Here is a 24,758-nt window from a genome sequence, read left to right on the forward strand (position 1 = left end):
CGCCGCGCCGCTGGCCCGCCGCGTCTCCGAGCGGGCGCGCCGCGCGGGCCTGGCCGGGCCGTCGGGCGGGCCGCCGGATCGTCCGGGGAGTCGCTGATCCTCGGGTTCGCCGAGATGGGCGCCGTCTACACCTGGCGGACGTGGACGTTCGGGTGGCTGGTGCGGCTGCTCTGCCAGGCGACGTTCTACGCGCTGCTGGGCCGCTACGTCGGCGACGAAGCCACGATGCGGTACGTGCTGGTCGGCAACATCGTGGTGCCGGCCTGCATGGAGTCGACGATCGTGGTGATCTCGCCGGCCGGCGAGCGGCGCATGGGGACGCTGCCGCTGCCGGCCATCGCGCCGTCCGGGCACCTGCCGGTGTACCTGGGGCGCGGCCTGCAGTGGACGGTGACCGGGCTGGCTGGCTCGTCTGTCGCCTGGCTGGTGCTGCCGTCGCTGCTCGGCGTCCCGCTGTCCTGGCCGCGCGCCGGGGACGCCCCGCCGGTCGTCCTGCTGATCCTGGTCGGCAGCTACGGGTACCGGTGCGCTGGCGGGCATCGCGCTGCGGCTGCGCGGCGTCGAATGGCTCGTGCTGAACGTCGCGTACGGAATCGTGATGACGTTCGGCGGGGTGAACGTCCCCGTCGGGGTGTGGCCCGCGCCGCTGGAGATCGCGGCGCACGCGCTGCCGGTCGTGCACGGGGTGGATGCGGTGCGTGGCGTCCTCGGCGGCGCGCCCGCCGGCCGCGTCCTGCCGCTGCTCGGGGCCGAGGCGCTCGTCGGAGCCTGCTGGTACGCGGTGGCGGCGCTGTCGATGGACCGGCTCGTGTCCGTCGGCAGCCTCGACTACGCGGGCTGAGACGCGAGCGCGCCCCGGACCCGCAGCAGGGTCCGGGGCACGCGTGCGCGCGTCAGGCGCCGCGCAGGACGGCTCCGGTGCGGTCGGTCGCCGCCGCCACCGCCGCGTCGCGGGCCTGCGACGCCTCCTCGGCGGTCAGCGTGCGGTCCGGCGCGCGGAACCGCAGCGAGTACGCGAGGGACTTGCGGCCCTTTCCCGCCTGCTCGCCGGTGTAGACGTCGAACAGCCGGATCGCCTCCAGCAGGTCGCCGGCGCCGTCGCGCAGCGCCGACTCGACCTCGGCGGCGGGCACCGCGGAGTCGACGATCAGCGCCACGTCCTGCGTGGCGACCGGGTAGGGCGACACGTGCGGCGCGCTGACGGAGGCCGGCTCGCCCAGGCGGCGCAGCTCCAGCTCCATCGCGCACGACCGCGCCGGCAGCCCGTACGCCTTCGTGACGCGCGGGTGCAGCTCGCCCGCGTGCCCCACGAGCGTGTCGCCGGCGTACAGCGCGGCGCAGCGGCCCGGATGCCACGGCGCGTGCTGATCGGCCTTGGCCGCCAGCTCCACGCCGACCTCGCGGGCCACCATGCGGGCGGCCTCGATCGCGTCCGCCCATACGGCCGGGCGTCCCGCGCCCCACCAGCCGGACGGCTCGCGGTCGCCGGACAGCACGACCGCCACCCGGTGCGGCTGGTCGGGCAGCGCCGCCTCCACCGAAGCGATCTCCTCGGCCGTCGGGCCGCGGTCCACGGCGAGGCGCGGGGCGCGGTCCGGGGCGTCCGGGCGGGGCCGGAACACCACGCCGAGCTCGAACAGGGCGGCGTCGCCGAACCCGCGGCCCACGTTCAGCGCGAGGACCTTCAGCAGGCCCGGCAGCAGCGTGGTGCGCAGCAGCGGCTCCTGCTCCGACAGCGGGTTCGCGAGGCGCAGCGTGCGGCGGCGGGCGTCGTCCGCGGGCAGTTGCAGGCCGTCCAGGTCCTTCTCGGCGATGAACGGGAACGCCAGCGCCTCGACGTAGCCGGCGCCGGCGAGCGCGCGGCCGACGCGGCGGCGCAGCCGCTGGTGCGCGGTCAGGCCCTGCCCGGCGGCGGGACGCGGGGCCCTGGCCGGGATGTCCTCGTAGCCTTCGAGCCGGATGACCTCCTCGGCGAGGTCGTTCGGGTCGGTCAGGTCGGGACGCCACGACGGCGGCGTCACCGTCAGGACGTCGTCCCCGGCCACCGCGCAGCCGACCTGCTCCAGCCGCCGGACGACCGCGTCCCGCCCGTAGGCCACGCCCGCGACCTTGTCGGGGTGCCCGGCGGGCATCGTGACGGTGACCGGCTCGACCGGCGCCTCGGCGTGCGTCACGCCCGGCACGATCTCCGCACCGCCCAGCTCGGCGAGCAGCTGGACGGCCCGGTACGAGGCGTACAGCGGCAGCTCGCGGTCGACGCCGCGCTCGAACCGGTGCGACGCCTCGCTGTGCAGCTTGTGGCGGCGGCTCATGCGGGCGGTGCCCATCGCGTCGAAGTGCGCCGCCTCGATGACCATGTCGGCCGACCGCTCGTCGATCTCGGTGGCGAGGCCGCCCATCGTGCCGGCCATCGAGATCGGCCCCGACTCGTCGGTGATGAGGATGTCGTCGGGGTCGAGGGTCCGCTTGACGTGGTCGAGCGTCTCCAGCTTCTCGCCGGGCGCGGCGCGCCGCACCACGATCGGGCCGGTGAGCTTGCCGCGGTCGAAGGCGTGCAGCGGCTGGCCCAGCTCCAGCATCAGGTAGTTGGTGATGTCCACGGCGAGCGACACCGGCCGCATCCCGGCGCGGTGCAGGCGGACCTGCATCCACATCGGGGTCTTCGCGTCCGGGTCGAACCCGCGCACCTCCCGCAGCACGAACCGGTCGCACGCGGTCGGATCCCCGATGCCCGCCGGGTAGGCCTCCCCGTTCTCGGCCGGGAGTTCCACGTCGGCCGGGTCCTTGAACGGGACGTCGTATGCGGTGGCCGCCTCGCGGGCGAGGCCGCGGATCGACAGGGCGTAGCCGCGGTCGGGGGTCACGGCGATGTCGAGGACGTCGTCGCGCAGCCCGAGCAGCTCGATCGCGTCCGCGCCGACGGGCGTGTCCCGGGGCAGGACGAGGATGCCGCTGTGGTCCTCGCCGACGCCCAGCTCGCTGACCGAGCAGATCATGCCCTCGGACAGGTGCCCGTAGGTCTTGCGAGCGCCGATCTGGAACCCGCCGGGCAGCACGCCGCCCGGCAGGATCACCACGACGCGGTCGCCGACCGCGAAGTTGGTGGCGCCGCACACGATGTTCTGCGGTTCGCCGGTGCCGTTGGCGTCGCCGACGTCCACCCGGCAGTAGCGGATCGGCTTCTTGAAGCCAGTCAGCTCCTCGATCGCCAGGACCTCGCCGACGACGAGCGGGCCGGTGATGTCGGCGCCCGCCTGCTCAACGGTCTCGACCTCCAGGCCCGCCGCGATCAGCTCGGCGGCGAGGGCCCGGCCCGTGACGCCGGCGGGCAGCTCGACGTACTCGCGCAGCCAGGAAAGCGGGGCCCGCATCAGATCTCCATCCCGAACGGGAGGGTGAACCGGACGTCGCCCTCCACCATGTCGTACATGTCCTCCACGCCGTGCCGGAACATCAGCGTCCGCTCGACGCCCAGCCCGAACGCCCAGCCGCTGTAGCGGTCCGCGTCGACACCGCAGGCGACCAGCACCCGCGGGTTGACCATGCCGCAGCCGCCCAGCTCGATCCAGCCCTCGGAGCTGCACGTCCGGCACGGCTCCGCGCCGGGCTCGGCGGACGCGCCGCGGCACACGAAGCACTGCATGTCCACCTCGGCGGACGGCTCGGTGAACGGGAAGTACGACGGCCGGAACCGGGTCTTCAGCCCCTCGCCGAACATGCCGGTGACGAACGCGTCGATGCCGCCGCGCAGGTCGGCCATCGTCAGGCCCTCGTCGACGGCGAGGCCCTCCAGCTGGTGGAAGACGGGGCTGTGCGTGGCGTCCAGCTCGTCGGTGCGGAACGTGCGGCCCGGCGCCACCACGTACACGGGCAGCTCCCGCGACAGCAGCGACCGGATCTGCATCGGCGAGGTGTGCGTGCGCATCACCAGGCCGGACTCCTCCGACTCCACGAAGAACGTGTCCTGCATGGTGCGGGCCGGGTGGTCGGGCAGGAAGTTGAGCGCGTCGAAGTTGAACCACTCCGCCTCGACCTCGGGGCCCTCGGAGACCTCGAAGCCCATGGAGACGAAGACGTCGGCCATCCGCTCCTGCATCGTGGTCAGCGGGTGGCGGGCGCCGCGCGGGGCCCGGTCCCACGGGAGGGTGACGTCGACGGTCTCCTCGACGAGGACGCGCTGGTCGCGCTCCTCCTCCAGTTCGGCCTGGCGCTCCTTGAGCGCCTTGGACACCGCGCCGCGGGCGGCGCCGATGCGCTTGCCGGCGTCGGCGCGGGCGGCGGGCGGCAGCGCGCCGATCTCGCGGTTGGCGAGGGCCAGCGGCGAGCGGTCGCCGGCGTGCGCCAGGCGGACCTGCTTCAGTGCGTCGAGGTCGGCGGCCGCGGCGATCGCCGCGAGCGCCGCGTCACGGGCCCGGTCCAGCTCCTCGGGCTGCAGCGCGGACACCTCGACGGGGTCATAGGACTTGTTGGGTGCAGACATGGTGGTGTGATCGACTCCGGTCGGCGTGGGACGCCCGCAGTCTAGTGCGCGGGCGGTGAAGATCCGGAAAGCGTGCGCGTGACGCGCTGGCCCGTCCAGGGGCCCGGCCCGACCGGCGGCGTGCGCCGCGGTCAGCCGGCGTAGTCGGGGGCCCCTGCGGGCACGGTAAATCGGAACTCGGCGCCGCCGCCGGGCGCCCGCCGCACGGTGATCACGCCGCCGTGCGCCTCGACCAGGCCCTTGACGATGTAGAGACCGAGGCCGGTGCCGCCGCGGCGGTTGCCGCCGGGGCCGCGCCAGAACTGCCGGAAGACGCGCTGGGCGGCCTCGGGCGGGATGCCCTCGCCCTCGTCGCGTACCGACACGGCGGCCCCCTCCTTGTGCGCGTCCGGCTCCACCACGATGGTGACAGTACCCGCTCCGTGCCGCACCGCGTTTTCGACGAGGTTGCCGAGGATCTGGTCCATCTTGTCGGGGTCGAGCCACATCTCGGGCAGTTCGCCGCGCGTCTCGAACCGGAACCGGTCCTCCGGCTCGCCGGCCGCGACCCGGCCCGCGATGATCTTGCGGACCTCGCCGGGGATGTCGACGACCTGGCGGCGCATCTCCAGCCGGCCCGCCTCGATCCGGGACACGTCCAGCAGCTCGGTGATCAGCCGGGTGACCCGGTCGGCGTCGGCGTTGACGGTCTCCAGCATCACCCGCTTCTGGTCGTCGTTGAAGCGGTGCCACTTGGCGAGCAGGGTCGCGGTGAACCCCTTCACGCTGGTGAGCGGGGAGCGCAGCTCGTGCGCCACGGTGGAGACGAGGTCGGCGCGGTCGCGCTCCTGCCGGGCGCGCTGCAGGGCGTCGCGCAGGCAGACCGTGAACCGTTCCACCCGGCGCTCGCCGTCGCGGCGGTACGCGGCGGTCACCAGCACCTCGGTGCCGCCGGGCAGGAACAGCACCCGCTCGGGGTGCCGGGTGCGGGTGCTCAGCCCGTCGTAGGGGGCCAGGCACTTCCACCAGTCGCGGCCCTCGGCGTCGTGCAGCGGCAGGACGTCGCGGAAGTCGCGGCCCACCGCGGACTCGGCGGCGATCCCGGTGATCCGCGCGGCGGCGGCGTTGAACACCAGCACGCGGGCGTCCCGGCCGGCGACCATCAGCCCGTCGGGCAGGTCGTCGGCGGCGTCCCACTCGGCGGCCGGCCCGGACCCCTGCCGGGGTACGCGCGCGGCCACGGGAGGGGACTCCTCTCCGCCCACAGCGGCCTCCAGAACACCGATGAGAACGCGGCCTGTCGAAAAGAGACTCTAGCCGGAGTCGGCCGCCTTGCGGGACCCGGAAACCGCCCCGCGGCAAGGCTTCTGTAGCCTTCCGGGCGAGGTTCCGCCCTGCCCGGAAGCGGCCTCACCAGCGCCGACGGCCGGAGTCACCGGGACGCGGCGGGCGGCCCGGGCGCGGCCCAGACGTCGTCCGCGGCGGCGTGGACCGTGAACAGCCGGTGCAGCCCGGTGATGCGCAGGAGGCGCAGCTGGGCGGGCCGGACCCCGGCGAGGACGATCTCGCCGCCGTCCGCCGCGATCTGGTTGTGCGCGGCGACCAGCGCGCCGAGCCCGGCGGCGTCGCAGAACGGGACGGCGGTGAAGTCGGCCACCAGCCGGCGCGGGCCCGCGGCGGGCAGCCGGCCGTGCAGCTCGACGAGCCGGTCGCGGAGCACGCCGGCCGTGCGCAGGTCGATCTCGCCGGCCACCGTGACGACGGCCGTTCCGCCCCGCACCCGGGCGACCTCGACCGCGAGGCCGGCGGCCTCCGCGGGGCCGCCGACCGGGACGGGCGGGGCGGCGGGCGGCGTCCCCGCGCCCGCGCGGCACCGCACCTCCGGCACGCGCCGGCCCGCTCTGCGGACCGGTCTGGTCTCCTCGGTCATCACGTTTCGCCCCCAACTCTGCACGGCGCCATGCCGCTCCTGGTCAACGCACTGATCAACACGGTAGGCACCGGACGGAACGGCGTTGATCCCCCGCCGGTCCCTGATCCGGCTCCTACCTGCGGATGAGCCGCACCCGGCGGCGGGCCCCCCGCCCGCCGCCGCTGCGCGGTCCATCCTCCCAGCTCACCGGCCGGAAAGCGGTGCCTCAGGCGACCGCTTGCGGCCATCCGATCACGGAATGGAGTGAACCTCCGCGACCGCTCCCCCGTACGCGCGTCACGTCCCGCGCTGGGCGCGGGCCGAGGCGTAGAGGCATACGGCCGCGGCCGTCGCCAGGTTCAGGCTCTCGGCGCTTCCGTAGATGGGCACGCGGACGACCTCGTCCACGTGCCGGAGGATCTCGTCGGGCAGCCCCCACGCCTCGTTCCCGAACACCCACGCGGTGGGGCGCGCGAGCAGCCCCGTGTCGATCGCGTCGTCCAGGGTGCGGTCGCCCGCGCCGTCGGCGGCGAGGACGGTCAGACCCGCGCCCTTCAGCTCGGGGATCAGCGTGTCGAACCGGGGGCCGGTGACGACCGGCAGGTGGAACAGGCTGCCCGCCGAGGCGCGCACGCACTTGCCGTTGTAGGGGTCGACGGACGCGTCGGTGAACACGACCGTCTCCGAGCCGGCGGCGTCGGCGGTGCGCAGCACCGTGCCGGCGTTGCCGGGGTCGCGGACGTGCGCGAGGACGGTCACCAGCCGCGGCCCCGCCTCCAGGGCCTTGCCCAGCGGGACGTCGACGAACTCGCAGACCGCCAGCAGCCCCTGCGGGGTGACGGTCTGGGCCAGCTCGGCCATGACCTCGCCGCTGACCCGCAGCACCGGCGCGCCGGCGCGCTCGGCGGCGAGCACCAGGTCGGGGTGGCGGGCCTCCGCCTCGGCGGTGGTGAACAGCTCGGCGAGCCCGCCCGGGATCTGCAGCGCCTCCCGCACCGCCTGCGGCCCCTCGGCGAGGAACCGGTTCTCGCGGCGCCGGAAGGCGCGTTTGGCGAGCCGCCGAGCGGCCTTCACCCGTGGTGATCGGAGAGAGGTCAGCTCGCGGCCCGCCATGTCGCTGTGATCGCCCGTATGCCGGTCGCCCGGCTCAGGCGGCCTCCGAACCCTCGGCCGGGAGCGCGTCCTTGGCGACCTGGACGAGCGCGGCGAACGCCGCGGCGTCGTTCACGGCCAGCTCGGCGAGCATGCGGCGGTCGACCTCGATCTCCGCCGCCTTCAGGCCCTGGATGAACCGGTTGTAGGTGATGCCGTTGGCGCGGGCCGCGGCGTTGATCCGCTGGATCCACAGCCGGCGGAACTGGCCCTTGCGGTCCTTGCGGTCCCGGAAGGCGTAGGTCATCGAGTGGAGCTGCTGCTCCTTGGCCTTGCGGTACAGGCGCGAACGCTGACCGCGGTAGCCGCTCGACCGCTCCAGGACGACCCGACGCTTCTTGGCGGCGTTGACGCCCCGCTTCACGCGTGCCACGTGCTGAACTCCTTCGTGGGGGCCGGGGCCATCGGGCCTCGGCCGGTCGCTGATATTGCTGGTCGAGTGCTACTTGCGCAGCAGCTTCTTGATGTTCTTGGCGTCGGCGTCGGCCACCACGGCCGGGCCGGACAGCCGGCGCGTCCGCTTGGACGGCTTGTGCTCGAGCAGGTGGTTCTTGTTGGCGCGGCGGCGCATCACCTTGCCGGAGCCGGTCAGCTTGAAGCGCTTCTTGGCACCACTGTGGGTCTTGGTCTTCGGCATGGTCGCCGTCGTCTCCCTCTTTCCCTGGCCCCCGTGCCGTGCCGCACGGGGGCGCGCCTGATCGGCGCACCGCACGGAACTCCGCGGACGCGCCCGGTCAGGCTTCAATGTACGTGCGCCGCGACCCCGCTCAGCCGCGAGGTCGCGGTGTCGGGACCGCCGCGAGGCCGTCCCGGGACGGCCGTCAGGCGGTGGTCTCGGCCTCCTGCCCGCGGGCCGTCTTCTTCTTGTGCGGACCGATCACCATGATCATATTCCGGCCGTCCTGCTTGGGCCGCGACTCGACGAAGCCGAGCTCCTCGACGTCGTCGGCGAGCCGCTGCAGCAGCCGGTAGCCGAGCTCGGGGCGGGACTGCTCACGACCGCGGAACATGATCGTGACCTTCACCTTGTCCCCGGCCTTCAGGAACCGCACCACGTGACCCTTCTTGGTCTCGTAGTCGTGCGGGTCGATCTTCGGGCGGAGCTTGATCTCCTTGATGACCGTGTGCGCCTGGTTCTTCCGCGCCTCACGCGCCTTCATCGCGGACTCGTACTTGAACTTGCCGTAGTCCATGAGCTTGGCGACGGGCGGACGCGCGGTGGGCGCCACCTCGACGAGGTCGAGGTCCGACTCGCGCGCGAGTTCAAGGGCCTTGGCGATGGGCACGATGCCCACCTGTTCGCCGTTCGGGCCGACGAGCCGGACCTCGGGCACGCGAATGCGGTCGTTGATACGCGGTTCGGCGCTGATGGGACCTCCTTGGGGCCGTTCCATAAGTTCGTTGGACCGGTCGTACCCCGAGGCTTCCACGAGAAAAGCCCCGCACGACTCACGCACGGGGCCACCTTCGGTCTCCCTGGACGGACGAGCCGCCCGGGGACGACGGCGGGACGGGCGAGCAACGCCCGTTCGCCGGACCGATACCCACCGGCCTCAGTGGTCCGGGTCGCCCCAGACCTGTACCGCGGGCTCCGGCGGTACCGCCCGTTCGGGCGGTGCGCAGGAACCGCGGCCTCGGCCGGTCAGGTGGGAGGTGGCCTCCGCTTGAGCGCCCCACGCGCACCACCGCTCGGATCGCGCGCACAGGGCCGGTCGGCCACCAAGACTACCACCCGCCGGGGCGGGCCGCGCCACGCCGCGACCGTCTCGTGACGTCCGGCGTGAGCTGGTGCCTTGGTGAGGTACGACACTCATGTCAACGGCTCCGGGCACCCGGCCATTCCCGTCCCCCGCCGCTGCGCTCGGAGGCGGGCGCCCCGGAGGCGGGCGCCCCGGAGGCGGGCGCCCCGGAGGCGGGGCGCTCCGGAGGCGGGGCGGGGCATCGGACGCGGACGGCCCGGAGAGGTGACGATGGTGTGGCCGGGCGGGCGTCTCGGCGCGCGCGGCCGCGGTTGCTACGGTGGGGGCGGAGACGGCCCGGCAGGGCCGGCAGCAGGGAGGTTGTCCCCGCGATGCCCTCGGTCCAGGCCGGCGCCCCCGGCCCCCTCACCGCCTTGCCGCCGATCGCGCTGCAGTTCGCGCAGAAGGCGTTCATCGTGTCCGGCGGGCGGCTGCTGCTGGTCCGCAAGTCCGCGTCCGACCCGTTCCACCCGGGCCGCTGGGAGGTGCCGGGCGGGCGGCTGGAGGTGGACGCCGACCTCGACCTCGACGACCACATCCGCCGGGAGGTCTGGGAGGAGGTCGGCCTCAAGATCGATCCCGGCCCGCCGTTCCATCTGTGGCAGTGGTACATGCCGGGCCGCGGGCCGCGGGGCGGCCAGGTCCGCGTCGTCGCGGCCGCGCGCCGCTGCCGGCCGGTGACCCTCGACGCCACCCTCGGCAACCAGGACGCCGGCGACCACCTCGACGGCTGCGCCTGGGTGCCGCTGGCCGACCTCGGCGGCTACGACCTCATCCCGAGCCTGCGCCCGGTGATGCGGGCGTTCCTGCTCCCGCCCGCCTGACGGGCCGCGCCATGCCGCCGTCCCGATCGCCCGCGGAATGGCCGGGGCTCGGCGGCGCCGCCGAACGCCGGTTCGCCCTGCTCGTCATGGGCGACGCCGGGATCGAGGTCCGCGCGTCCCTGCCGGGCGTCCGGTTCGCCGACGTCGGCGCCGACCGGCTCTGCTACGCCCCCGCGCGGGCCGTGGTCGCGGGGACGGCGGTCAACCTGGCCCGGTGCGCGGCCCGCCGCTTCGCCCGGGTGGGAGTGCTGGCGAAGATCGGGGACGACGACTACACCCCGGTGATCCGCCGTGAGCTGCACCGGATCGGCGCCCGCGACCACCTGTGCGTCGAGGCGGGCGCGCCGAACGGCGTCTCGGTCATGCTGCGCGAGGGCGGGCGCGGCGGCGGTCCCGGCGTACGGCTGCTGGTCGTGCAGGACGAGCCGCCCGGGCGCCGGCTCACCGCGGCGGAGGTCGCGGCGGCTTCAGGCGCGATCGAGGACGCGGACGTCCTGGCCGCCGACGGGTACTCGCTGCTGTCCCCGCTCTCGCGGGCGGCGCTGGAGGAGGCGGCGCGCATCGCGGGCGCGGCCGGGACCCGGTTCGCGTTCGACCTCGTCCCGCACGACATCGACGCGCGGCTCCCGGCGTCCGCCGTGCTGCCCGTGCTGGCCCGCGCCGGCCTCGTCTTCTCGGAGGCGCCCACGCTGGCGCGCCTGCTCGGACGCCCGGCGCCGGCCGGGGGCGACGAGGTGCGGGAGCTGCTTCCCGTCCTGGACCGCGAGGTGCCGGGCCGTCCGCTGTGGCTGCTGCGGTTCGGCGCGACGTCCCTGGAACGGGTCATCGCCCACCGGCGGGGCGCGCCGCCGATGGAGTACGCCACCGGCTACACCGAGGGCGCGGAGCGCGCGGGGTTCGGGGACCGGCTGGCCTCGTGCGAGCTCTACTGGTGGCTGTCGGAGGGCTGATCCCCCGGCGGGAGTGCGGCCTGCGCGGCGCGCAGCGCCTGGAGCGTCCGCAGGAACCGCCGCCTGCTGCCGGGCAGGCCGAAGGTCTCCTGCCAGCGCCACGTCTCCCCCGGTCCGGCGGCCGTCACGGCCCAGCGCAGGAACTGGCTCGGCACGCCGTCCCCCAGGTGGACGGTCATGGTCCCCTCCTCCTCGATCAGCAGGTAGGAGCGGCCGGTGCGGACGTAGGCGCGGAGGGCGGCCCGCCCGGCCGGCGACCCGGGGCGGCCCCGCCGCTCCACCACCGCGCGCATCCCCGGGGTTCCGGGCAGGAGATGCCAGTGCGCGTGGTCGATGCACGCGCCGCCGCCCTGCGGGGTCGCCGGGCCGTGCTCGAACAGCAGCAGTTCACCGCTCCCGTAGGCCGCGCGGTAGAGGCGGGCGACACGGTCGCGCCACCGGAGCGCCCGCTCCCACATCGTCCGGCCGAACTCTCCCGCGCACTGGTAGTGGTCGCGGGTCACCAGGAGCACGTGCCCCTCGGCGAGGGGCGCCACGTCAGGGATGAGGAGGAAGTCCCCGTCACGGGCGATCACGCCGGACTCGCCGGGAAGGTCGGCCATGCCGTTGAAGCGGAAGCGCAGCGGGGGGCACAGGACGCAGTCGTGACCCGGCTCGTTCCACGCCGTCGGCTCGGCCAAGCCTCCTCCAGGCACCACGGAACGGGGGACCACTCCCCTCCAGACTGCCCGGCAGCGGCGGAGTGCCGACGCATGGATACAGACATGGAACCCACGGGATACAAAGCCTGTCCTTGCGGGAATAAAAAGGGCAGAAGGCGACACTGTGCACGAGACACCACCTCCCCTCCCCGCACCGGTCCCCCGCGCCGACCCTCCCGCCGCCATGCCGGGACTGCGCCGGCGACGCGGCACCGGCGCCCCGGCCATCGACATGGCCGTGCTCCAGACCCGGCTGAACGAGTCGCTCGACGTGCTGCGCGACACCTACGCGCCCGCGCTCGGCACCGGCGGCGGCTGGTACCACGAGCTGGCGCGCCCCGAGCCGGGCACCACCGCGACGGCCCTCGGGCTGATGGCGTTCGTGGAGGCGGGGCGCCCCTTCGAGTACTTCGACGACGGGCTGGCCTTCCTCGCCGCCCGGCAGACCGCCTCCGCCGACGGGCTGCGCGACGGCGGCTGGGCCACCAAGACCAGCCTCGGCATGCCGGTGGTGGAGGCGACCGGCTGGATCGCGCGGTTCCTCGCCCGCGCCCGCTGCGACCTGCGCGACGACGCGCCCGACACCAAGCGCGCCTACCAGTGGCTGCTGCGCAACCAGAACCCCGACGGCGGCTGGGGCTCGCTGCACGGCTGCCCGTCCCGGGTGTGGCTGACCTGCCTGGCGCTGCGCGCGCTCAGCCAGCTGAACCCCTACGACCCGGCGGTCGACCGGGGCGTGGAGTGGCTGACCGCCGACCGGACCGCGCACCGTCCCGGCTGGGGGCCGACGCCGGCGGCCCGGCCCACCGTCACCCACACCGCGTTCGCGCTGGTCACCCTGGCCGAGGCGCGCCCGGAACTGCGGACCGAGCGGCTGCTGGACGCCTACGACTGGCTGCTGGAGCACCTCGACCCCGACGACGACCACACGTGGATCGAGACCTACGACGTCGCCCCGCACTGCGCCGACCCGCACGGCTCCGAGGCGGGACGGTCCGGCTCCGAACCGGTGTGGCGGCTCGCGCTCTGGCACTACGGGCTGCCGATCGCGCTGACCGCGCTGCTGCGGGATCCGCGCGGCCCGCACGGCCCGGTGATCGCGCGGGCGTTCCGGACGCTGGTGCGCGGCGAGTTCACCGACCCGCGCTGGAACGGCTGCCCCGGCAGCGGCCGCACCTCGCTGTGGACGCTGTGGTGGCGGCTGGAGACGCTGATCGCGCTGTCCCGCGTCCCGCTCGCCGGAGGCGCCGACATCCTGCACTGGCTGCCGGACGCGACGGTCGTGCAGCGCTCCCACGCGCGGGAGCGGCCGCTGGCCGACCTGCTCCCGCACCGCGCGCTCGACCCGGCGGGGTTCGCGCGGCGGCACTGGGCGGCGCTCCTGCTGAGCCTCGTCTGCGCCACCAGCGTCCTCGGCGTCGCCGCCGGCCTGTGGGGCTGGAAGGACTTCTGGCTGAGCGTGATCCTGCCGATCGTCCTCACCGGCATCGACGAGTCGGCGAAGCGGCGCCGCGCCCCGCGCGGCCCGCCGCCCGCCCCTCCCTGACGGTCCGCCCCGGCGGCCGGGACGGGTCAGGCGCGGCGGGCGAGCTCGGCCTCCCCGGCGGCGCGCATCGCCGCCACCGGCACGTCGTCGCGGCCGGTCATCAGCGCCACCTGCCGGACGGCCTGGTGCAGGAGCATCGCGAACCCGCCCACGACCGTCCCGCCGGCCCGCTCGACCGCCGCGGCGAGCGCCGTCGGCCAGGGCGCGTACACCACGTCGAACAGCGCCGCGCCGGACGCGGCGACCGGTTCGGCGAACGCGTCGCCCGCCCGGCCCGGCAGCGTCGACACGACCAGTTCCGCGGGCAGGTGCCCGGCCACCCGGTCGAGCGGCACCACCCGCACCGCGAGCCCGAACCGCTCCCCCACCTCGGCCGCGCCGGCGGCGCGCTCGGACGCCCGCGCGGCGAGCACCGCCTCGGCCGTGCCGAGCCGGGCGAGCGCGGCGAGCGCGGACGCGGCCGTGGCCCCGCCGCCCAGCACCAGCACCGACGGCGGCGCCTTGACCCCGGCCTCGGTGAGCGCCGCCTCGATGCCGTGCACGTCGGTGTTGTCGCCGTGCCGCCGCCCGTCCCGCAGGACGATCGTGTTCGCGCCGCCGACCTTCACCGCGAGGTCGGACACCGAGTCGGCGAGGTCCAGCGCGACCCGCTTGAGCGGCATGGTCAGCGACAGGCCCGCCCACTGCGGGCCGAGGCCGTCCAGCAGCGCGGCGAGGCCGTCCTCGCCGCACTCGATCGCCTCGTAGGACCAGCCGTCCAGGCCCATCGCCGCGTACGCCGCGCGGTGCAGGACCGGCGACAGCGAATGCGCGATCGGCGAGCCGAGCACCGCGGCCCGGCGGCCCGTCTCCCCGGTCACTGGCCCGGATGCGCCCGCTGCCACGCCCGGAACTCCTCCTCGATCTTCAACCGCTCCGCCTCCGTCGTGGCGAACTTGGTGACCTTGTTCGTCGGGTCGGTGGCGATGAAGAACAGCCACGTCCCGTCCTCGGGGTTCAGCGCGGCCTCGATCGCGTCCGGCCCCGGGTTGGCGATCGGGCCGGGCGGCAGGCCCGTGTGCAGGTAGGTGTTGTACGGGGACGGGGTCAGCAGGTCCTTCTCGGTGACCGTGAGCCTCCGCTCGTTCAGCGCGTACAGGACCGTGGTGTCGAACTGCAGCTTCATGCCCTTCTTCACCCGGTTGTAGATCACCCGGGAGATCTTCGGCAGGTCGCTGGGCTTGCCGCCCTCGGCCTGGACGAGGCTGGCGAGCGTGACGACCGTCGCCGGGTTCATGCGCGCCTTGCGCGCCTTGGCGACGAGGTCGGTACCGGCCGCCTCCTCGTTGAACCGCTCCACCATCTGCTTGAGGATCTGCTCGGCCGAGCCGTTCGGGTCGAGGTCGTAGCGGCCCGGGTACAGGTACCCCTCCACCCTGCCCTTCGCGTACGCCGGCAGCCCGAGCGCCTTCCCCTTCTTCGCGGCGGCCTGGAACTCCTTCTCCGAGATCCCGGTCTTCTCCGCCAGCAGCTCGAAGACCTCGACGGCCCGCCTGCCCTCGGGGATCGTGATCTGGTTCCCGGCCCGCGACTTCGGGTTCAGCAGCAGCGCCATCGCCGCCGCCGACGACATCTTCAGCCGCATCTGGTAGAAGCCCGGCTGGATGCTGGAGGCGCGGGTCTCCTTGGTGTAGACCTTCACGAACGCGCGGGCGCTCTTGACGACGCGGTGCCGCTCCAGCGTCAGGCCGATCACCGAGCCGCTGGCGCCCTCCTTGACCTGCACCGTGACGGCCCCGGAGCCCTGCCCCTCGTAGTCCGGCGGGTGCCACTTGTCGTCGAGCCACGCGAAGCCGAGGACGCCGCCGGTGCCGAACACCGCCACCAGGAACGCCATCGCGAACAGCGCCGCGGCGCGGCCGTTGCGCCTGCGGCGCTTCTGCCGCTTGCGGACGCGCCGCTGGTCCCGCCTGCCGTACCGGTCGCCCTGCTGCCGCCCGTCGCCGTACGGGTCGGAGAAGAGGTCCAAATCGTTCATCAGCTCCCCCGGACGATCTCTCCTGGGGGGTGCCCAGTCAACCGTTCCGCGTCGAGGGCCGCCTGCAGCAGGACCGCCGCCGCGGCCTGGTCGACGACCTTGCGCCTCGCCTGACCATGGATGCCCCCGGCCCGCAGGCCGCTCTCGGCGGTCACGGTGGTGAGCCGCTCGTCGTGGAGCCGGACGGTCTCCGGGGGAAGGCGGTCCGCGAGCATCGCCGCGAACCTGCGGGCCGTCCGCGCCGCCGGGCCCTCCCGGCCCGACAGCGACGTCGGCAGCCCGACGACGACCTCGATCGCCTCGTACTCGGCGGCGAGCGCCACGAGCCGGTCGATGTCGCCCTTGCCGCTCTTCACGGTCTCCAGCGGGGTGGCGAGGATCCCGCCGGGGTCGCACTTGGCGACCCCGACGCGCACGCTTCCCACATCGACCCCCAACCGGACGCCCTGCCTCATTGCCCGGGCTCCGGTCGCATACCCCGATGTGCCGGGCTCACGCGGCCCCTACTGCTCGTTCGACGGCGGCGAGGGCGTCGCCGACGGCCGCGGGGTTGGCACCGCCGCCCTGCGCCAGATCGTCCTTGCCGCCGCCTCCGCCACCGAGCGCCTTGGCGGCGAGGCCGACGAGGGCCCCCGCCTTGAGGCCGCGCTCGCGCGCGCCCTCGGTGACGGCGACGACCACGACGGGGCGGTCCTTCGGCACGCCCGTCACCATCACGACGGCGGGCCGGGCCGTCAGGCGGCCGCGGACGTCGACGGCGAGCTTGCGCAGGTCGTCGGCGCCGGTGCCGTCCGGGGCGCGGTGGCCGACGAACGCGATGCCGTTCACGTCCTGCGCGCCGCCCGCGAGCGAGCCGGCGATCGCGAGGACCTGCTGGGAGCGGAGCTTCTCCAGCTCCTTCTCGGCGTCCCGCAGCCGGGTGACGACGCCGGAGATCCGCTCGGGGAGCTCCTCCTTGCGGGCCTTCATCTGCTCGGCGAGCTGCGCGACGAGGACGCTCTCGCGGGCGAGGAACCGGAACGCGTCGATGCCGACGAGGGCCTCGACGCGGCGGACGCCGGCGCCGATCGACGCCTCACCCAGCACCTTGACCAGGCCGAGCTGCCCGGAGCGGGCGACGTGGGTGCCGCCGCACAGCTCGCGGGAGTAGTCGCCGACCTCGACGACGCGGACCTCGTCGCCGTACTTCTCGCCGAACAGCGCGAGCGCGCCCATCGCGCGGGCCTCGTCGATCGAGGTGTGGAAGGCGCGCACGTCCAGGTCGCCGACCAGGACCTCGTTGACCTCGTCCTCGACGTCGCGCAGCACGCTCGGCGGGACGGCGCCGGAGGCGGTGAAGTCGAACCGGAACCGGCCGGGCGAGTTCTCCGAGCCGGCCTGCGCGGCGGACTCGCCGAGCGCCCGGCGGAACCCGGCGTGCACCATGTGGGTCGCGGTGTGCGAGCGGGAGATCGCCCGGCGCCGCTCCACGTCGACCTCGGCGTAGGCGGTGTCGCCGGCCTGCGCCTCGCCGCTGCGGACGCGGCCGCGGTGCACGATGAGCCCGGCGAGCGGCGACTGCACGTCGGTGACCTCGATGACGGCACCGTTGCCGAGCCGGATCAGGCCGTGGTCGGCGAGCTGGCCGCCGCCCTCGGCGTAGAACGGGGTGCGGTCGAGGACGACCTCGACCTCGGTGCCCTCCCCGGCGGCCGGGGCGTTGGCGCCGCCCACGAGGAGCCCGACGAGGCGGGCGTCGCCGGCGAGGCTGCCGTACCCGGTGAAGTCGACCCTGCCGCCGGCGCCGGTGAGCAGCTCGTCCAGGACGGAGACGTCGAGGTTGCCGGTCTTCTTGTCGCGGGCGTCCTTCTTCGCGCGGTCCCGCTGCTCCTGCATGAGCCGGCGGAAGCCGTCCTCGTCGACCTGGAGGCCCTGCTCGGACGCCATCTCCAGGGTGAGGTCGATCGGGAAGCCGTAGGTGTCGTGCAGCTTGAACGCCTGCTCGCCCGCCAGCGTCGCGCCGCCGGAGCGCTTGGTCTCCTCGACGGCCGTGTCGAAGATCGCGGTGCCGGTGCGGAGCGTCTGCAGGAAGGCGCCCTCCTCGGCGTCGATGACCGTGTGGATGTTCGCGGCGGTGCGCACCAGCTCGGGGTACTGCTCGCCCATCGCGCTGATCGCGACGGCGGTCAGCTCGTGCATGAGGCCGGCGTCCTGGCCGCCGAGCAGCCGCAGGTTGCGGATGGAGCGGCGCAGGATGCGGCGCAGCACGTAGCCGCGGCCCTCGTTGCCGGGGCGGATGCCGTCGGCGACCATCATCGTGCCGCTGCGGACGTGGTCGGCGATGACGCGCAGCGACACGTCGGCGCGGTGGTCGCGGCCGTAGCGGGCGCCGGTCAGCCCGGCGGCCCGGTCGAGGACCCGCCACAGGGTGTCGGTCTCGTAGATGTTGTCGACGCCCTGCAGGATCGCCGCCATGCGCTCCAGGCCCATGCCGGTGTCGATGTTCTTGGCGGGCAGGTCGCCGAGGATCGGGAAGTCGGTCTTGCTCTCCCCCGGGCCCCGCTCGTACTGCATGAAGACGAGGTTCCAGACCTCGAGGTACCGGTCCTCGTCGGCGACGGGGCCGCCCTCGCGGCCGTACTCGGGGCCGCGGTCGTAGTAGATCTCCGAGCAGGGCCCGCAGGGGCCGGGGACGCCCATCGACCAGAAGTTGTCCTCCATGCCGCGCCGCTGGATGCGGTCGAGGGGGACGCCGACCTTGTCGTGCCAGATGCCCTGCGCCTCGTCGTCGTCCTTGAAGACGGTGACCCACAGCTTCTCCTCGGGGAACCCGAAGCCGCCGTCCTCGCGGGAGGCGGTCAGCAGCTCCCAGGCGAACGGGATCGCCTGCTCCTTGAAGTAGTCGCCGATGGAGAAGTTGCCCAGCATCTGGAAGAACGTGGCGTGCCGGGTGGTCTTGCCGACCTCCTCGATGTCCGGCGTCCGGACGCACTTCTGCGCGCTGGTCATCCGGGCGGACGGCGGCGTGCGCTGCCCGAGGAAGTACGGCTTGAACGGCACCATGCCGGCGTTGACCAGCAGCAGGGTCGGGTCCTCGGCGACCAGGCTGGCCGAGGGCACCACCGTGTGCCCGCGCTCCTCGAAGAATGAGAGGAAGCGGCGTGCGACCTCTGCCGACTCCATGATCAGTGGCCATCCTTGTCGTCGTCGATGATCGTGTATCGCGCCTTCAGCACCCGGCGGGGCGGGGACCCCCGCAGCCCGGGAACCTCGGCGTCCGGCGGAGCCTGGTCCATGCGGACGGCCTCGCGCAGCTCCTCTTCGCGGGCCTGCATTCCGGTACGGACGTCGGCGGCGAAATGCCTCAGCCGCTCCCCGGTGCCCTTCCCCGTCGCCACCGCGCGCATCGCCACCCCTTCCGGGGACAGGCTGCGCGCGACCGCCTCCACGCGCCGCTTGACGCGGTGCGTGACGTAGACCCCCGCCCCGGCGCCGACCGAGAGCCAGAACAGCCGCCTCATCGCCGCCCCTTCCCCGAGGAGCGCGCCTGAAGCTGCGGCCGGCCGGACGCCGCGCGCCCGTCGCCGTCGCTCTTGAGCGCCTTGCGGACGCCGTAGGAGAAGGCCGCGGCCTTCACCAGCGGGCCGCCCACCACCGAGGTCATGACGGTGGTGACGGCCGAGACGTTCTGGGTGACGCCGGCGACCTGCTTGGTGATGACGTCGGTGCGGCCGAGCTGCTCGTTGGCGCGCTGCACCGTGCGGGTCATGTCGTCCAGCAGAGGGGCGGCCTGGTCGCCGATCTCCCGGACGACCTTGCCGGCCTCGCCGAGGAGCCGGGAGAGCTTCAGCAGGGTCAGCGCGATGAACGCGACGAGCACCGCCCAGAACACGGCCACGATGAGACCTGCCAGCTGTCCACCAGTGAGCATCGGGCTTTCCGTTCGTGCGAATTCGGTTCGGGCCGGTTACGGCGTCACAGACCTTACCGGTCGGCACGGCCTTGTGCCGGTATCACCGGCCCGGTCGAAACGATCAGCGCCGGTCGCCGGTGCCGCGCAGCACGGAGCGGATCCGCGCGAGCACCTCGGTGAACCGCGCCTCCGCGCCGTGCCTGGTCGGGCGATAGTACTCCCGCCCGTCCACGGAGTCGGGCGCGTACTGCTGCCGCACGACGCCGCCGGGATGGTCGTGCGCGTACTTGTAGCCCTTTCCGTGCCCGAGCTTCGAGGAGCCCTTGGAGTGCCCGTCGCGCAGGTGCCGGGGGACGGGCCCGGCGAGGCCCTTGCGGACGTCGCCGAGCGCCCCGTCCACCGCCGTGATCACCGCGTTGGACTTGGGGGCCAGGGACAGGTGGATCACCGCCTGGGCCAGGTTGATGCGGGCCTCGGGCAGCCCGACGAACTCCACCGCCTGCGCGGCGGCCACCGCGGTCTGCAGCGCGGTGGGGTCGGCCATGCCGACGTCCTCGCTGGCGTGGACGATCAGCCGCCGGGCGATGAACCGCGGGTCCTCCCCGGCCTCGATCATGCGGGCGAGGTAGTGCAGGGCCGCGTCGACGTCGCTGCCGCGGATGCTCTTGATGAACGCGCTGATGACGTCGTAGTGCTGGTCGCCCTCGCGGTCGTAGCGGACGGCGGCCCGGTCGACGGCCTTCTCCAGCACGTCGGCGTCGATCACCCCGCCCTCGTCGACGACGAGGGACGCCGCCTCCAGGTAGGTGAGGGTGCGGCGGGCGTCGCCCCCGGCGAGCCGGACGAGGTGGTCCTCGGCGGCGGGGTCGAGGGTCACCGCGCCGTCCAGGCCGCGCTCCTCGGTGAGCGCCCGGCGGATCACCTCGCGCAGGTCGTCCTCGCCGAGCGGCTCCAGCGTGAGCAGCAGCGAGCGGGACAGCAGCGGGCTGATGACGGAGAAGAACGGGTTCTCGGTGGTGGCGCCGATGAAGGACACCCAGCGGTTCTCCACGGCGGGGAGCAGGGCGTCCTGCTGGGCCTTGTTGAACCGGTGGACCTCGTCGACGAACAGGACCGTCTGCCGGCCCGCCATGCCGAGCTCGCGCCGGGCCAGGTCGATCTCGGCGCGGACCCGCTTCACGCCGTCGGTGACCGCGGAGACCTCCACAAACCGGCGGGAGGTGACGCCGCTGACGACCGTGGCGAGGGTCGTCTTCCCGGTGCCGGGCGGGCCCCACAGGACGAGCGACATCGGCGCGTCCCGGTCGACGAGCTGCCGGATCGGGGTGCCGGGGCCGAGCAGGTGGCCCTGCCCGACGACCTCGTCCAGCGTGCGGGGACGCATCCGCACCGCGAGCGGCTGCGCCGCGCCGGGGACGGCGGCGCGCGGCGGCGCCGCCGGGACGGCCTCCGGCGCGGCGGGGCCGCTCGGCTCCCGTCCCGGCGCGTCGAAAAGGCCCTCCGGCTCGCCCGATTCCGCCCTGCTGGTCACGCTCCGACACTATCTCCCGGCACGGACACGCCGGGACGTCCGCGGCCGGGTGCCGGGGGCCGGGAACCCGGGGATAGGCTGCGGCGTTGGAACAGCCCGAATGGCGCATTCAGGAGCGTGACGGTGTCCGGTACGGCCCTGCATCGGCGCCACGGGCCGGCCGGGCTGCTCGTGGCGCTGTTCGTCGTGGCGGGGCTGGTGTTCAGCTACGGGCTGGGCCACGGGCCCCCGCCGCGCGTGTGCACCGAGCACGCCGTGACCGTGCCCGTCGACAGCCTGCCCGCCGATGGCGGCCACCCGGCCTCGGCGTCCCAGGGCCCGCACGGACTCGTCGGCGCCGCGTTCAGCGCGCCCGCGAAGCCGCCGCCGCGGACCCCGCTGGACCTGTGCCTGTGCGCGGCCGTCCTGTTCACGCTCCTGCTGCTGGCGCTGGCCACCGGGCTGCGCCGGCCCGTCTCGCGCGTCCCCGCGCGCATCGGCTGGGCGCTCCCGCCGCCGCCCGGTGCCGCGTCCACCCCGGCGTTCCCGCCGGTCCTCGAGGTGCTCCGGCTGTGATGAGCCGGCCGTAAGGCCGCACGCACCGCCGCACCGACACCCTCGCCGGTGTCGCGCTCCGGCGCTGCCCGCATCCCGTCAGCATCCGCAGCACCCCCGAGAGGACCGCTCGCATGTCCAAGAGCGCCCGCATCAAGAACACCCGCCCCCAGGGCGGCAAGAACTCCAGGAACACCAGGAAGAACGCGCTGACGCAGCGCGAGATCCCGTGGGGCGGCATCGCCTTCTTCACCGTGATCGGCCTGATCGCGGTCGTCGCCATCGGCTACACGTTCATGCAGACCCGGTCGTCGTCGGCGGAGACCTCGATCGCGGGCCTGGTCGTCGAGAAGGACCTCGGCCGCGACCACACCACCGGGACCGTCAAGTACGAGACGGACCCGCCGATGGGCGGCGACCACAACCCCGTCTGGCAGAACTGCGACGGCCGCGTCTACGACGCGCCGCTGCGGAATGAGAACGCCGTGCACTCCCTGGAGCACGGCGCCGTCTGGATCACCTACCGCCCCGGCCTCGCCGCCGACCAGCTCGACGCGCTCAAGAACAAGGTGTCGGGCACCGACTACACGATGCTGAGCCCGTACCCGTCCCAGGACGCGCCGATCAAGCTCACCGCCTGGGGCCACCAGCTCACGCCCGACAGCGCCTCCGACGCGCGCGTGGACGAGTTCCTGCGCGGCTTCGTGAAGGGCCCGCAGACGCCCGAGCCCGGTGCGGCCTGCAGCGGCGCCAAGGACGCCCCGTGAGCGACGGCGCCGCGGCACCGCGGGGGCGGCGGGTCACCGTCGTCCTCGCGGTCCTGGTCCTGCTCGCCGGGGCCGCGCTGGTGGTCCGGGCCGTCACCGGCGGCCCCGGCACGGACGGTCCCGAGGCCGGGTTCGCCCGGGACATGAGCACCCACCACGCGCAGGCGGTGCGGATGTCGTTCATCGTCCGGGACCGCACCGACGACCCGGAGGTCGGGCTGCTGGCCTACGACATCATCACCACGCAGCAGGCCCAGATCGGCATGATGACGGCCTGGCTGGACGAGTGGGGGCTGCCGAAGACCGACCCGGCCGGCGCGATGCGCTGGATGTCCGGGCACGGCGGCCACCGGGGCGGCGCGTCCGCCATGCCGGGGATGGCCACCCGCGGGCAGCTCGCCGAGCTGGAGAAGGCGTCCGGCCGCGCCGCCGAGGTCCTGTTCCTGCGGCTGATGATCGCCCACCACCGGGGCGGCGTCGACATGGCCGAGGCGGTGCTGGCGCGCACCGGCCACGACCGGGTGCGTCGGCTGGCGGACACGATGGTCGCCGGGCAGCGGTCGGAGATCGCGCAGATGAACACGATGCTCCGGGAGCGCGGCGCACCCACTGCGTGATCGTGACCCGCGACCTTCGCGATAGCGCTTGACAGCGCGGTCGTATCGCGGGTCACTGACCACCATGGCTCACAACCTCAGCGGCTACCACCGGGCCCTCGACCTCTTCGAGGGCCTGGTCGCCGGCGTTCCCCGGGACGGCTGGGAGGCGCCGTCGCCCTGCGCCGGGTGGACCGCCCGGGACGTCGCCGGCCATGTGACCGGCGGCCAGTACCTGATCCGGGCGCTGGCCACCGGGGAGCCCGAGCCGGACATCGACCGGGACCCGGCCCGGTTCGTCCCCGGCGACGTGCTGATGAGCTGGCGGACGGCCCGCAAGGAGTGCGCGGCGGCGCTCACCCCGGACGCCCTGGGCCGTCCCATCCCGTTCGCCGGCCTCGGCGCGCTCCCGCTGAGCGACTACCTGGAGGGCTACATCCTGGAGCCGCTCGTGCACTCCTGGGACCTGGCCCGCGCGACGGGCCAGCCGGCCCGCCTGGACCCCGACCTGGTCCACCACGCCTTCGCGACGGCCCAGGTGGTGGCCGCCCCACTCCGCGCCGAAGGCCGCCTGGGCCCACCCCTGCCCGCCCCAAGAGGCGCCGACGAACAAACACGAATGCTCGCCTTCCTAGGCCGCAACGCCCCCTAACCCACCCAGCCCCGCAGCCCGACCCTCACCCCCGGCAGCCCGACCCTCACCCCCGGCAAAGGAACCTCAGCCACCGGAGCACGGGTAGGCACGCGGAGGGCGCTCCAGCGCCCGGAGCGGGCATGCCCGCCGAGCCGGGCGACCGCAGCGACACGACACAAACCCGCACGGTCACAACACACCAGAACCGTGGCGTGAGGATCGACCGGCTCGCAACGGGGGTTCCAGGGGGTCGCCCCCCTAGGCCAACTACGAGAACTCGGCCAGGGTCCGCTCGGCCTCCTCCAGCCAGGCGCGGCGGGCGGTGAGGGCCTCTTCGGCCTCCTTGACGTCCTTGTCGCGGCCGGCGGCGCGGGCCTTGCCGAGGCGCTTCTCCAGTTGCTCGATGGAGCTGCGCAGCTGGCCGACCGTGGCCTCGGCGCGGGCGCGGGCCTCGGGGTTGGTGCGGCGCCACTCGTTCTCCTCGGCGGCGCGGACGGTCTCCTCGATCTTGCGGAGCCGGCCCTCCAGGCGGTCGCGCTGGTCGCGCGGGACCATGCCGGCGGCCTCCCAGCGCTCCTGGATGGTCCGCAGCGCCTGGCGGGCCTGCCGGACGTCCTTGACGGGCAGCAGCCGCTCGGCCTCGGCGAGGATCTTCTCCTTCTCCTCGGCGTTGCCGCGGAACTCGGCGTCGCGCTCGGCGAACGCGGCGCTGCGGGCCTGGAAGAAGGTGTCCTGGGCGCCTTTGAAGCGGGCCCACAGGTCCTCTTCGGCGTCCCGGGAGGCGCGTCCGGCGTTCTTCCAGCGGCGCATGAGGTCGCGGTAGGCGGCGGCGGTGTCGCCCCAGTCGGTGGAGCCGGCCATCGCCTCGGCCTCGGCGACCAGGCGCTCCTTCTCGCGGCGGGACTCCTCGCGCTGGTCGTCGAGGGTGGCGAAGTAGGCCTTGCGGCGCTTGGTGAAGGCGTTGCGGGCGGACGACAGCCGCTTCCACAGCGCGGTCTCGGTGGGCCGGTCGATGCGGTCGGCGGCCTTCCACTCCTCGACCAGCTGGCGCAGGCGCTCGCCGCCGTTCTTCCAGTGGGTCTCCTCGGCGGCGATGCGCTCGGCCTCGGCGACGATCCGCTCCTTGACCTCGCGGGCCTCGTGGCGGTGCTGCTCGCGCTGGGCCTTGACCTCCTCGCGGCGCCGGCCGACCCGCTCGGTCAGGCCGTCCAGCCGCCGCGCGAGCGCGTCGAGGTCGCCGACGGCGTGCGCCCCGGCGACGGACTCGCGGAGCCGGTCGATGCTCTGCTGCGCCTGCGCGGGCTGCAGGTCGGTGGTGCGGACCCGCTGCTCGAGCAGGCCGATCTCGGTGACGAGCGCGTCGTACTTGCGCTTGAAGTAGGCCAGGGCCTCTTCGGGTGCGCCGGCCTGCCAGGAACCGACGACCCGCTCGCCGTCCGAAGTCCTGACATAGACGGTGCCGTCCTCGTCCACCCGGCCCCAGGGATCGGTCGCGCTGGACACC

The 24,758-nt window shown here is 74.3% G+C and carries 26 protein-coding genes; 8 read left to right on the top strand and 18 right to left on the bottom strand.

What is annotated here, in order from left to right:
* Positions 1-203 precede the first annotated feature (203 nt).
* On the bottom strand, positions 204-338 hold the full coding sequence (locus ABFX46_RS34170) for a hypothetical protein (RefSeq protein WP_346048064.1): 135 nt from the start codon (positions 336-338) through the stop codon (positions 204-206).
* Positions 339-571: 233 nt separating this feature from the next.
* On the opposite strand from ABFX46_RS34170, the gene ABFX46_RS34175 reads away from it, so the two are divergent.
* A complete protein-coding gene (locus tag ABFX46_RS34175) occupies positions 572-841 on the top strand; it encodes a hypothetical protein (RefSeq protein ID WP_346048065.1) in 270 nt (89 codons plus the stop codon).
* A 52-nt stretch (positions 842-893) separates the two neighbouring features.
* Here ABFX46_RS34175 and pheT read toward each other — a convergent pair whose 3' ends face one another.
* From pheT to infC, 8 genes are all read right to left on the bottom strand, one after another.
* A complete protein-coding gene (pheT, locus tag ABFX46_RS34180; RefSeq protein ID WP_346048066.1) occupies positions 894-3,371 on the bottom strand; it encodes a phenylalanine--tRNA ligase subunit beta in 2,478 nt (825 codons plus the stop codon).
* Positions 3,371-4,480, bottom strand: coding sequence for a phenylalanine--tRNA ligase subunit alpha (gene pheS / locus ABFX46_RS34185; protein ID WP_346048067.1), 1,110 nt, complete (start codon positions 4,478-4,480; stop codon positions 3,371-3,373). The genes pheT and pheS overlap by 1 nt, the downstream gene beginning before the upstream one ends.
* A gap of 131 nt (positions 4,481-4,611) precedes the next feature.
* The gene (locus ABFX46_RS34190; RefSeq protein ID WP_346048068.1) at positions 4,612-5,700 is read right to left on the bottom strand and encodes a sensor histidine kinase; all 1,089 of its coding nucleotides are present in this window, start codon (positions 5,698-5,700) and stop codon (positions 4,612-4,614) included.
* A 191-nt stretch (positions 5,701-5,891) separates the two neighbouring features.
* Positions 5,892-6,389, bottom strand: coding sequence for an STAS domain-containing protein (locus ABFX46_RS34195; protein ID WP_346048069.1), 498 nt, complete (start codon positions 6,387-6,389; stop codon positions 5,892-5,894).
* Positions 6,390-6,668: 279 nt separating this feature from the next.
* Entirely contained in the window at positions 6,669-7,484 is an 816-nt protein-coding gene (locus ABFX46_RS34200) for a TrmH family RNA methyltransferase (protein ID WP_346048070.1), read from the bottom strand.
* 34 nt (positions 7,485-7,518) lie between these two features.
* Complete coding sequence (gene rplT, locus ABFX46_RS34205) at positions 7,519-7,896, bottom strand: 50S ribosomal protein L20 (protein WP_131944984.1); 378 nt, start codon at positions 7,894-7,896, stop codon at positions 7,519-7,521.
* Between the two features lie 69 nt (positions 7,897-7,965).
* On the bottom strand, positions 7,966-8,160 hold the full coding sequence (gene rpmI / locus ABFX46_RS34210) for a 50S ribosomal protein L35 (RefSeq protein WP_176405689.1): 195 nt from the start codon (positions 8,158-8,160) through the stop codon (positions 7,966-7,968).
* 184 nt (positions 8,161-8,344) lie between these two features.
* Positions 8,345-8,917 (bottom strand): translation initiation factor IF-3, encoded by a 573-nt coding sequence (infC, locus tag ABFX46_RS34215; RefSeq protein WP_203597680.1) that lies wholly within the window; start codon positions 8,915-8,917, stop codon positions 8,345-8,347.
* A 677-nt stretch (positions 8,918-9,594) separates the two neighbouring features.
* Here infC and ABFX46_RS34220 point away from each other — a divergent pair.
* Positions 9,595-10,086: an NUDIX domain-containing protein gene (locus ABFX46_RS34220; protein WP_346048071.1), complete on the top strand. Its 492-nt coding sequence runs from the start codon at positions 9,595-9,597 to the stop codon at positions 10,084-10,086.
* 11 nt (positions 10,087-10,097) lie between these two features.
* Positions 10,098-11,036 (top strand): PfkB family carbohydrate kinase, encoded by a 939-nt coding sequence (locus ABFX46_RS34225; protein ID WP_346048072.1) that lies wholly within the window; start codon positions 10,098-10,100, stop codon positions 11,034-11,036.
* Here ABFX46_RS34225 and ABFX46_RS34230 read toward each other — a convergent pair.
* A complete protein-coding gene (locus ABFX46_RS34230; RefSeq protein ID WP_346048073.1) occupies positions 11,012-11,716 on the bottom strand; it encodes an HIT family protein in 705 nt (234 codons plus the stop codon). The genes ABFX46_RS34225 and ABFX46_RS34230 overlap by 25 nt on opposite strands.
* A gap of 205 nt (positions 11,717-11,921) precedes the next feature.
* On the opposite strand from ABFX46_RS34230, the gene ABFX46_RS34235 reads away from it, so the two are divergent.
* On the top strand, positions 11,922-13,283 hold the full coding sequence (locus ABFX46_RS34235; protein ID WP_346048074.1) for a prenyltransferase/squalene oxidase repeat-containing protein: 1,362 nt from the start codon (positions 11,922-11,924) through the stop codon (positions 13,281-13,283).
* A gap of 26 nt (positions 13,284-13,309) precedes the next feature.
* Here the strand turns inward: ABFX46_RS34235 and ABFX46_RS34240 are convergent, their stop codons facing one another.
* The 7 genes from ABFX46_RS34240 to ABFX46_RS34270 form a co-directional block, all read right to left on the bottom strand.
* On the bottom strand, positions 13,310-14,167 hold the full coding sequence (locus ABFX46_RS34240; RefSeq protein WP_346048075.1) for a shikimate dehydrogenase: 858 nt from the start codon (positions 14,165-14,167) through the stop codon (positions 13,310-13,312).
* Positions 14,140-15,300, bottom strand: a complete 1,161-nt coding sequence (mltG, locus tag ABFX46_RS34245) for an endolytic transglycosylase MltG (RefSeq protein WP_346048076.1) — start codon at positions 15,298-15,300, stop codon at positions 14,140-14,142. Before mltG ends, ABFX46_RS34240 begins: the two co-directional genes overlap by 28 nt.
* Positions 15,300-15,755, bottom strand: a complete 456-nt coding sequence (gene ruvX, locus ABFX46_RS34250) for a Holliday junction resolvase RuvX (RefSeq protein WP_346048077.1) — start codon at positions 15,753-15,755, stop codon at positions 15,300-15,302. The genes mltG and ruvX overlap by 1 nt, the downstream gene beginning before the upstream one ends.
* Before the next feature lie 37 nt (positions 15,756-15,792).
* Positions 15,793-18,462: an alanine--tRNA ligase gene (gene alaS, locus ABFX46_RS34255; RefSeq protein WP_346048078.1), complete on the bottom strand. Its 2,670-nt coding sequence runs from the start codon at positions 18,460-18,462 to the stop codon at positions 15,793-15,795.
* 2 nt (positions 18,463-18,464) lie between these two features.
* Positions 18,465-18,800 carry a DUF6167 family protein gene (locus ABFX46_RS34260; protein ID WP_131944065.1) on the bottom strand — a complete coding sequence of 112 codons (336 nt, stop codon included), beginning with the start codon at positions 18,798-18,800 and terminating at the stop codon, positions 18,465-18,467.
* Positions 18,797-19,210, bottom strand: a complete 414-nt coding sequence (locus ABFX46_RS34265; protein ID WP_131944066.1) for a DUF948 domain-containing protein — start codon at positions 19,208-19,210, stop codon at positions 18,797-18,799. The genes ABFX46_RS34260 and ABFX46_RS34265 overlap by 4 nt, the downstream gene beginning before the upstream one ends.
* 103 nt (positions 19,211-19,313) lie before the next feature.
* Positions 19,314-20,576, bottom strand: a complete 1,263-nt coding sequence (locus ABFX46_RS34270; RefSeq protein ID WP_346048200.1) for a replication-associated recombination protein A — start codon at positions 20,574-20,576, stop codon at positions 19,314-19,316.
* Positions 20,577-20,846: 270 nt separating this feature from the next.
* On the opposite strand from ABFX46_RS34270, the gene ABFX46_RS34275 reads away from it, so the two are divergent.
* From ABFX46_RS34275 to ABFX46_RS34290, 4 genes are all read left to right on the top strand, one after another.
* The gene (locus tag ABFX46_RS34275) at positions 20,847-21,278 is read left to right on the top strand and encodes a hypothetical protein (protein WP_346048079.1); all 432 of its coding nucleotides are present in this window, start codon (positions 20,847-20,849) and stop codon (positions 21,276-21,278) included.
* Between the two features lie 113 nt (positions 21,279-21,391).
* Entirely contained in the window at positions 21,392-22,024 is a 633-nt protein-coding gene (locus tag ABFX46_RS34280) for a thioredoxin-like domain-containing protein (protein WP_346048080.1), read from the top strand.
* Positions 22,021-22,641: a DUF305 domain-containing protein gene (locus ABFX46_RS34285; protein WP_346048081.1), complete on the top strand. Its 621-nt coding sequence runs from the start codon at positions 22,021-22,023 to the stop codon at positions 22,639-22,641. The genes ABFX46_RS34280 and ABFX46_RS34285 overlap by 4 nt, the downstream gene beginning before the upstream one ends.
* A gap of 64 nt (positions 22,642-22,705) precedes the next feature.
* Positions 22,706-23,272, top strand: coding sequence for a TIGR03086 family metal-binding protein (locus ABFX46_RS34290; RefSeq protein WP_346048082.1), 567 nt, complete (start codon positions 22,706-22,708; stop codon positions 23,270-23,272).
* A 249-nt stretch (positions 23,273-23,521) separates the two neighbouring features.
* Here ABFX46_RS34290 and ABFX46_RS34295 read toward each other — a convergent pair whose 3' ends face one another.
* Positions 23,522-24,757: a DUF349 domain-containing protein gene (locus ABFX46_RS34295; protein WP_346048083.1), complete on the bottom strand. Its 1,236-nt coding sequence runs from the start codon at positions 24,755-24,757 to the stop codon at positions 23,522-23,524.
* Position 24,758 lies beyond the last annotated feature (1 nt).

The organism is Actinomadura chokoriensis (genome assembly GCF_039529475.1).
Classification (GTDB): domain Bacteria; phylum Actinomycetota; class Actinomycetes; order Streptosporangiales; family Streptosporangiaceae; genus Spirillospora; species Spirillospora bangladeshensis.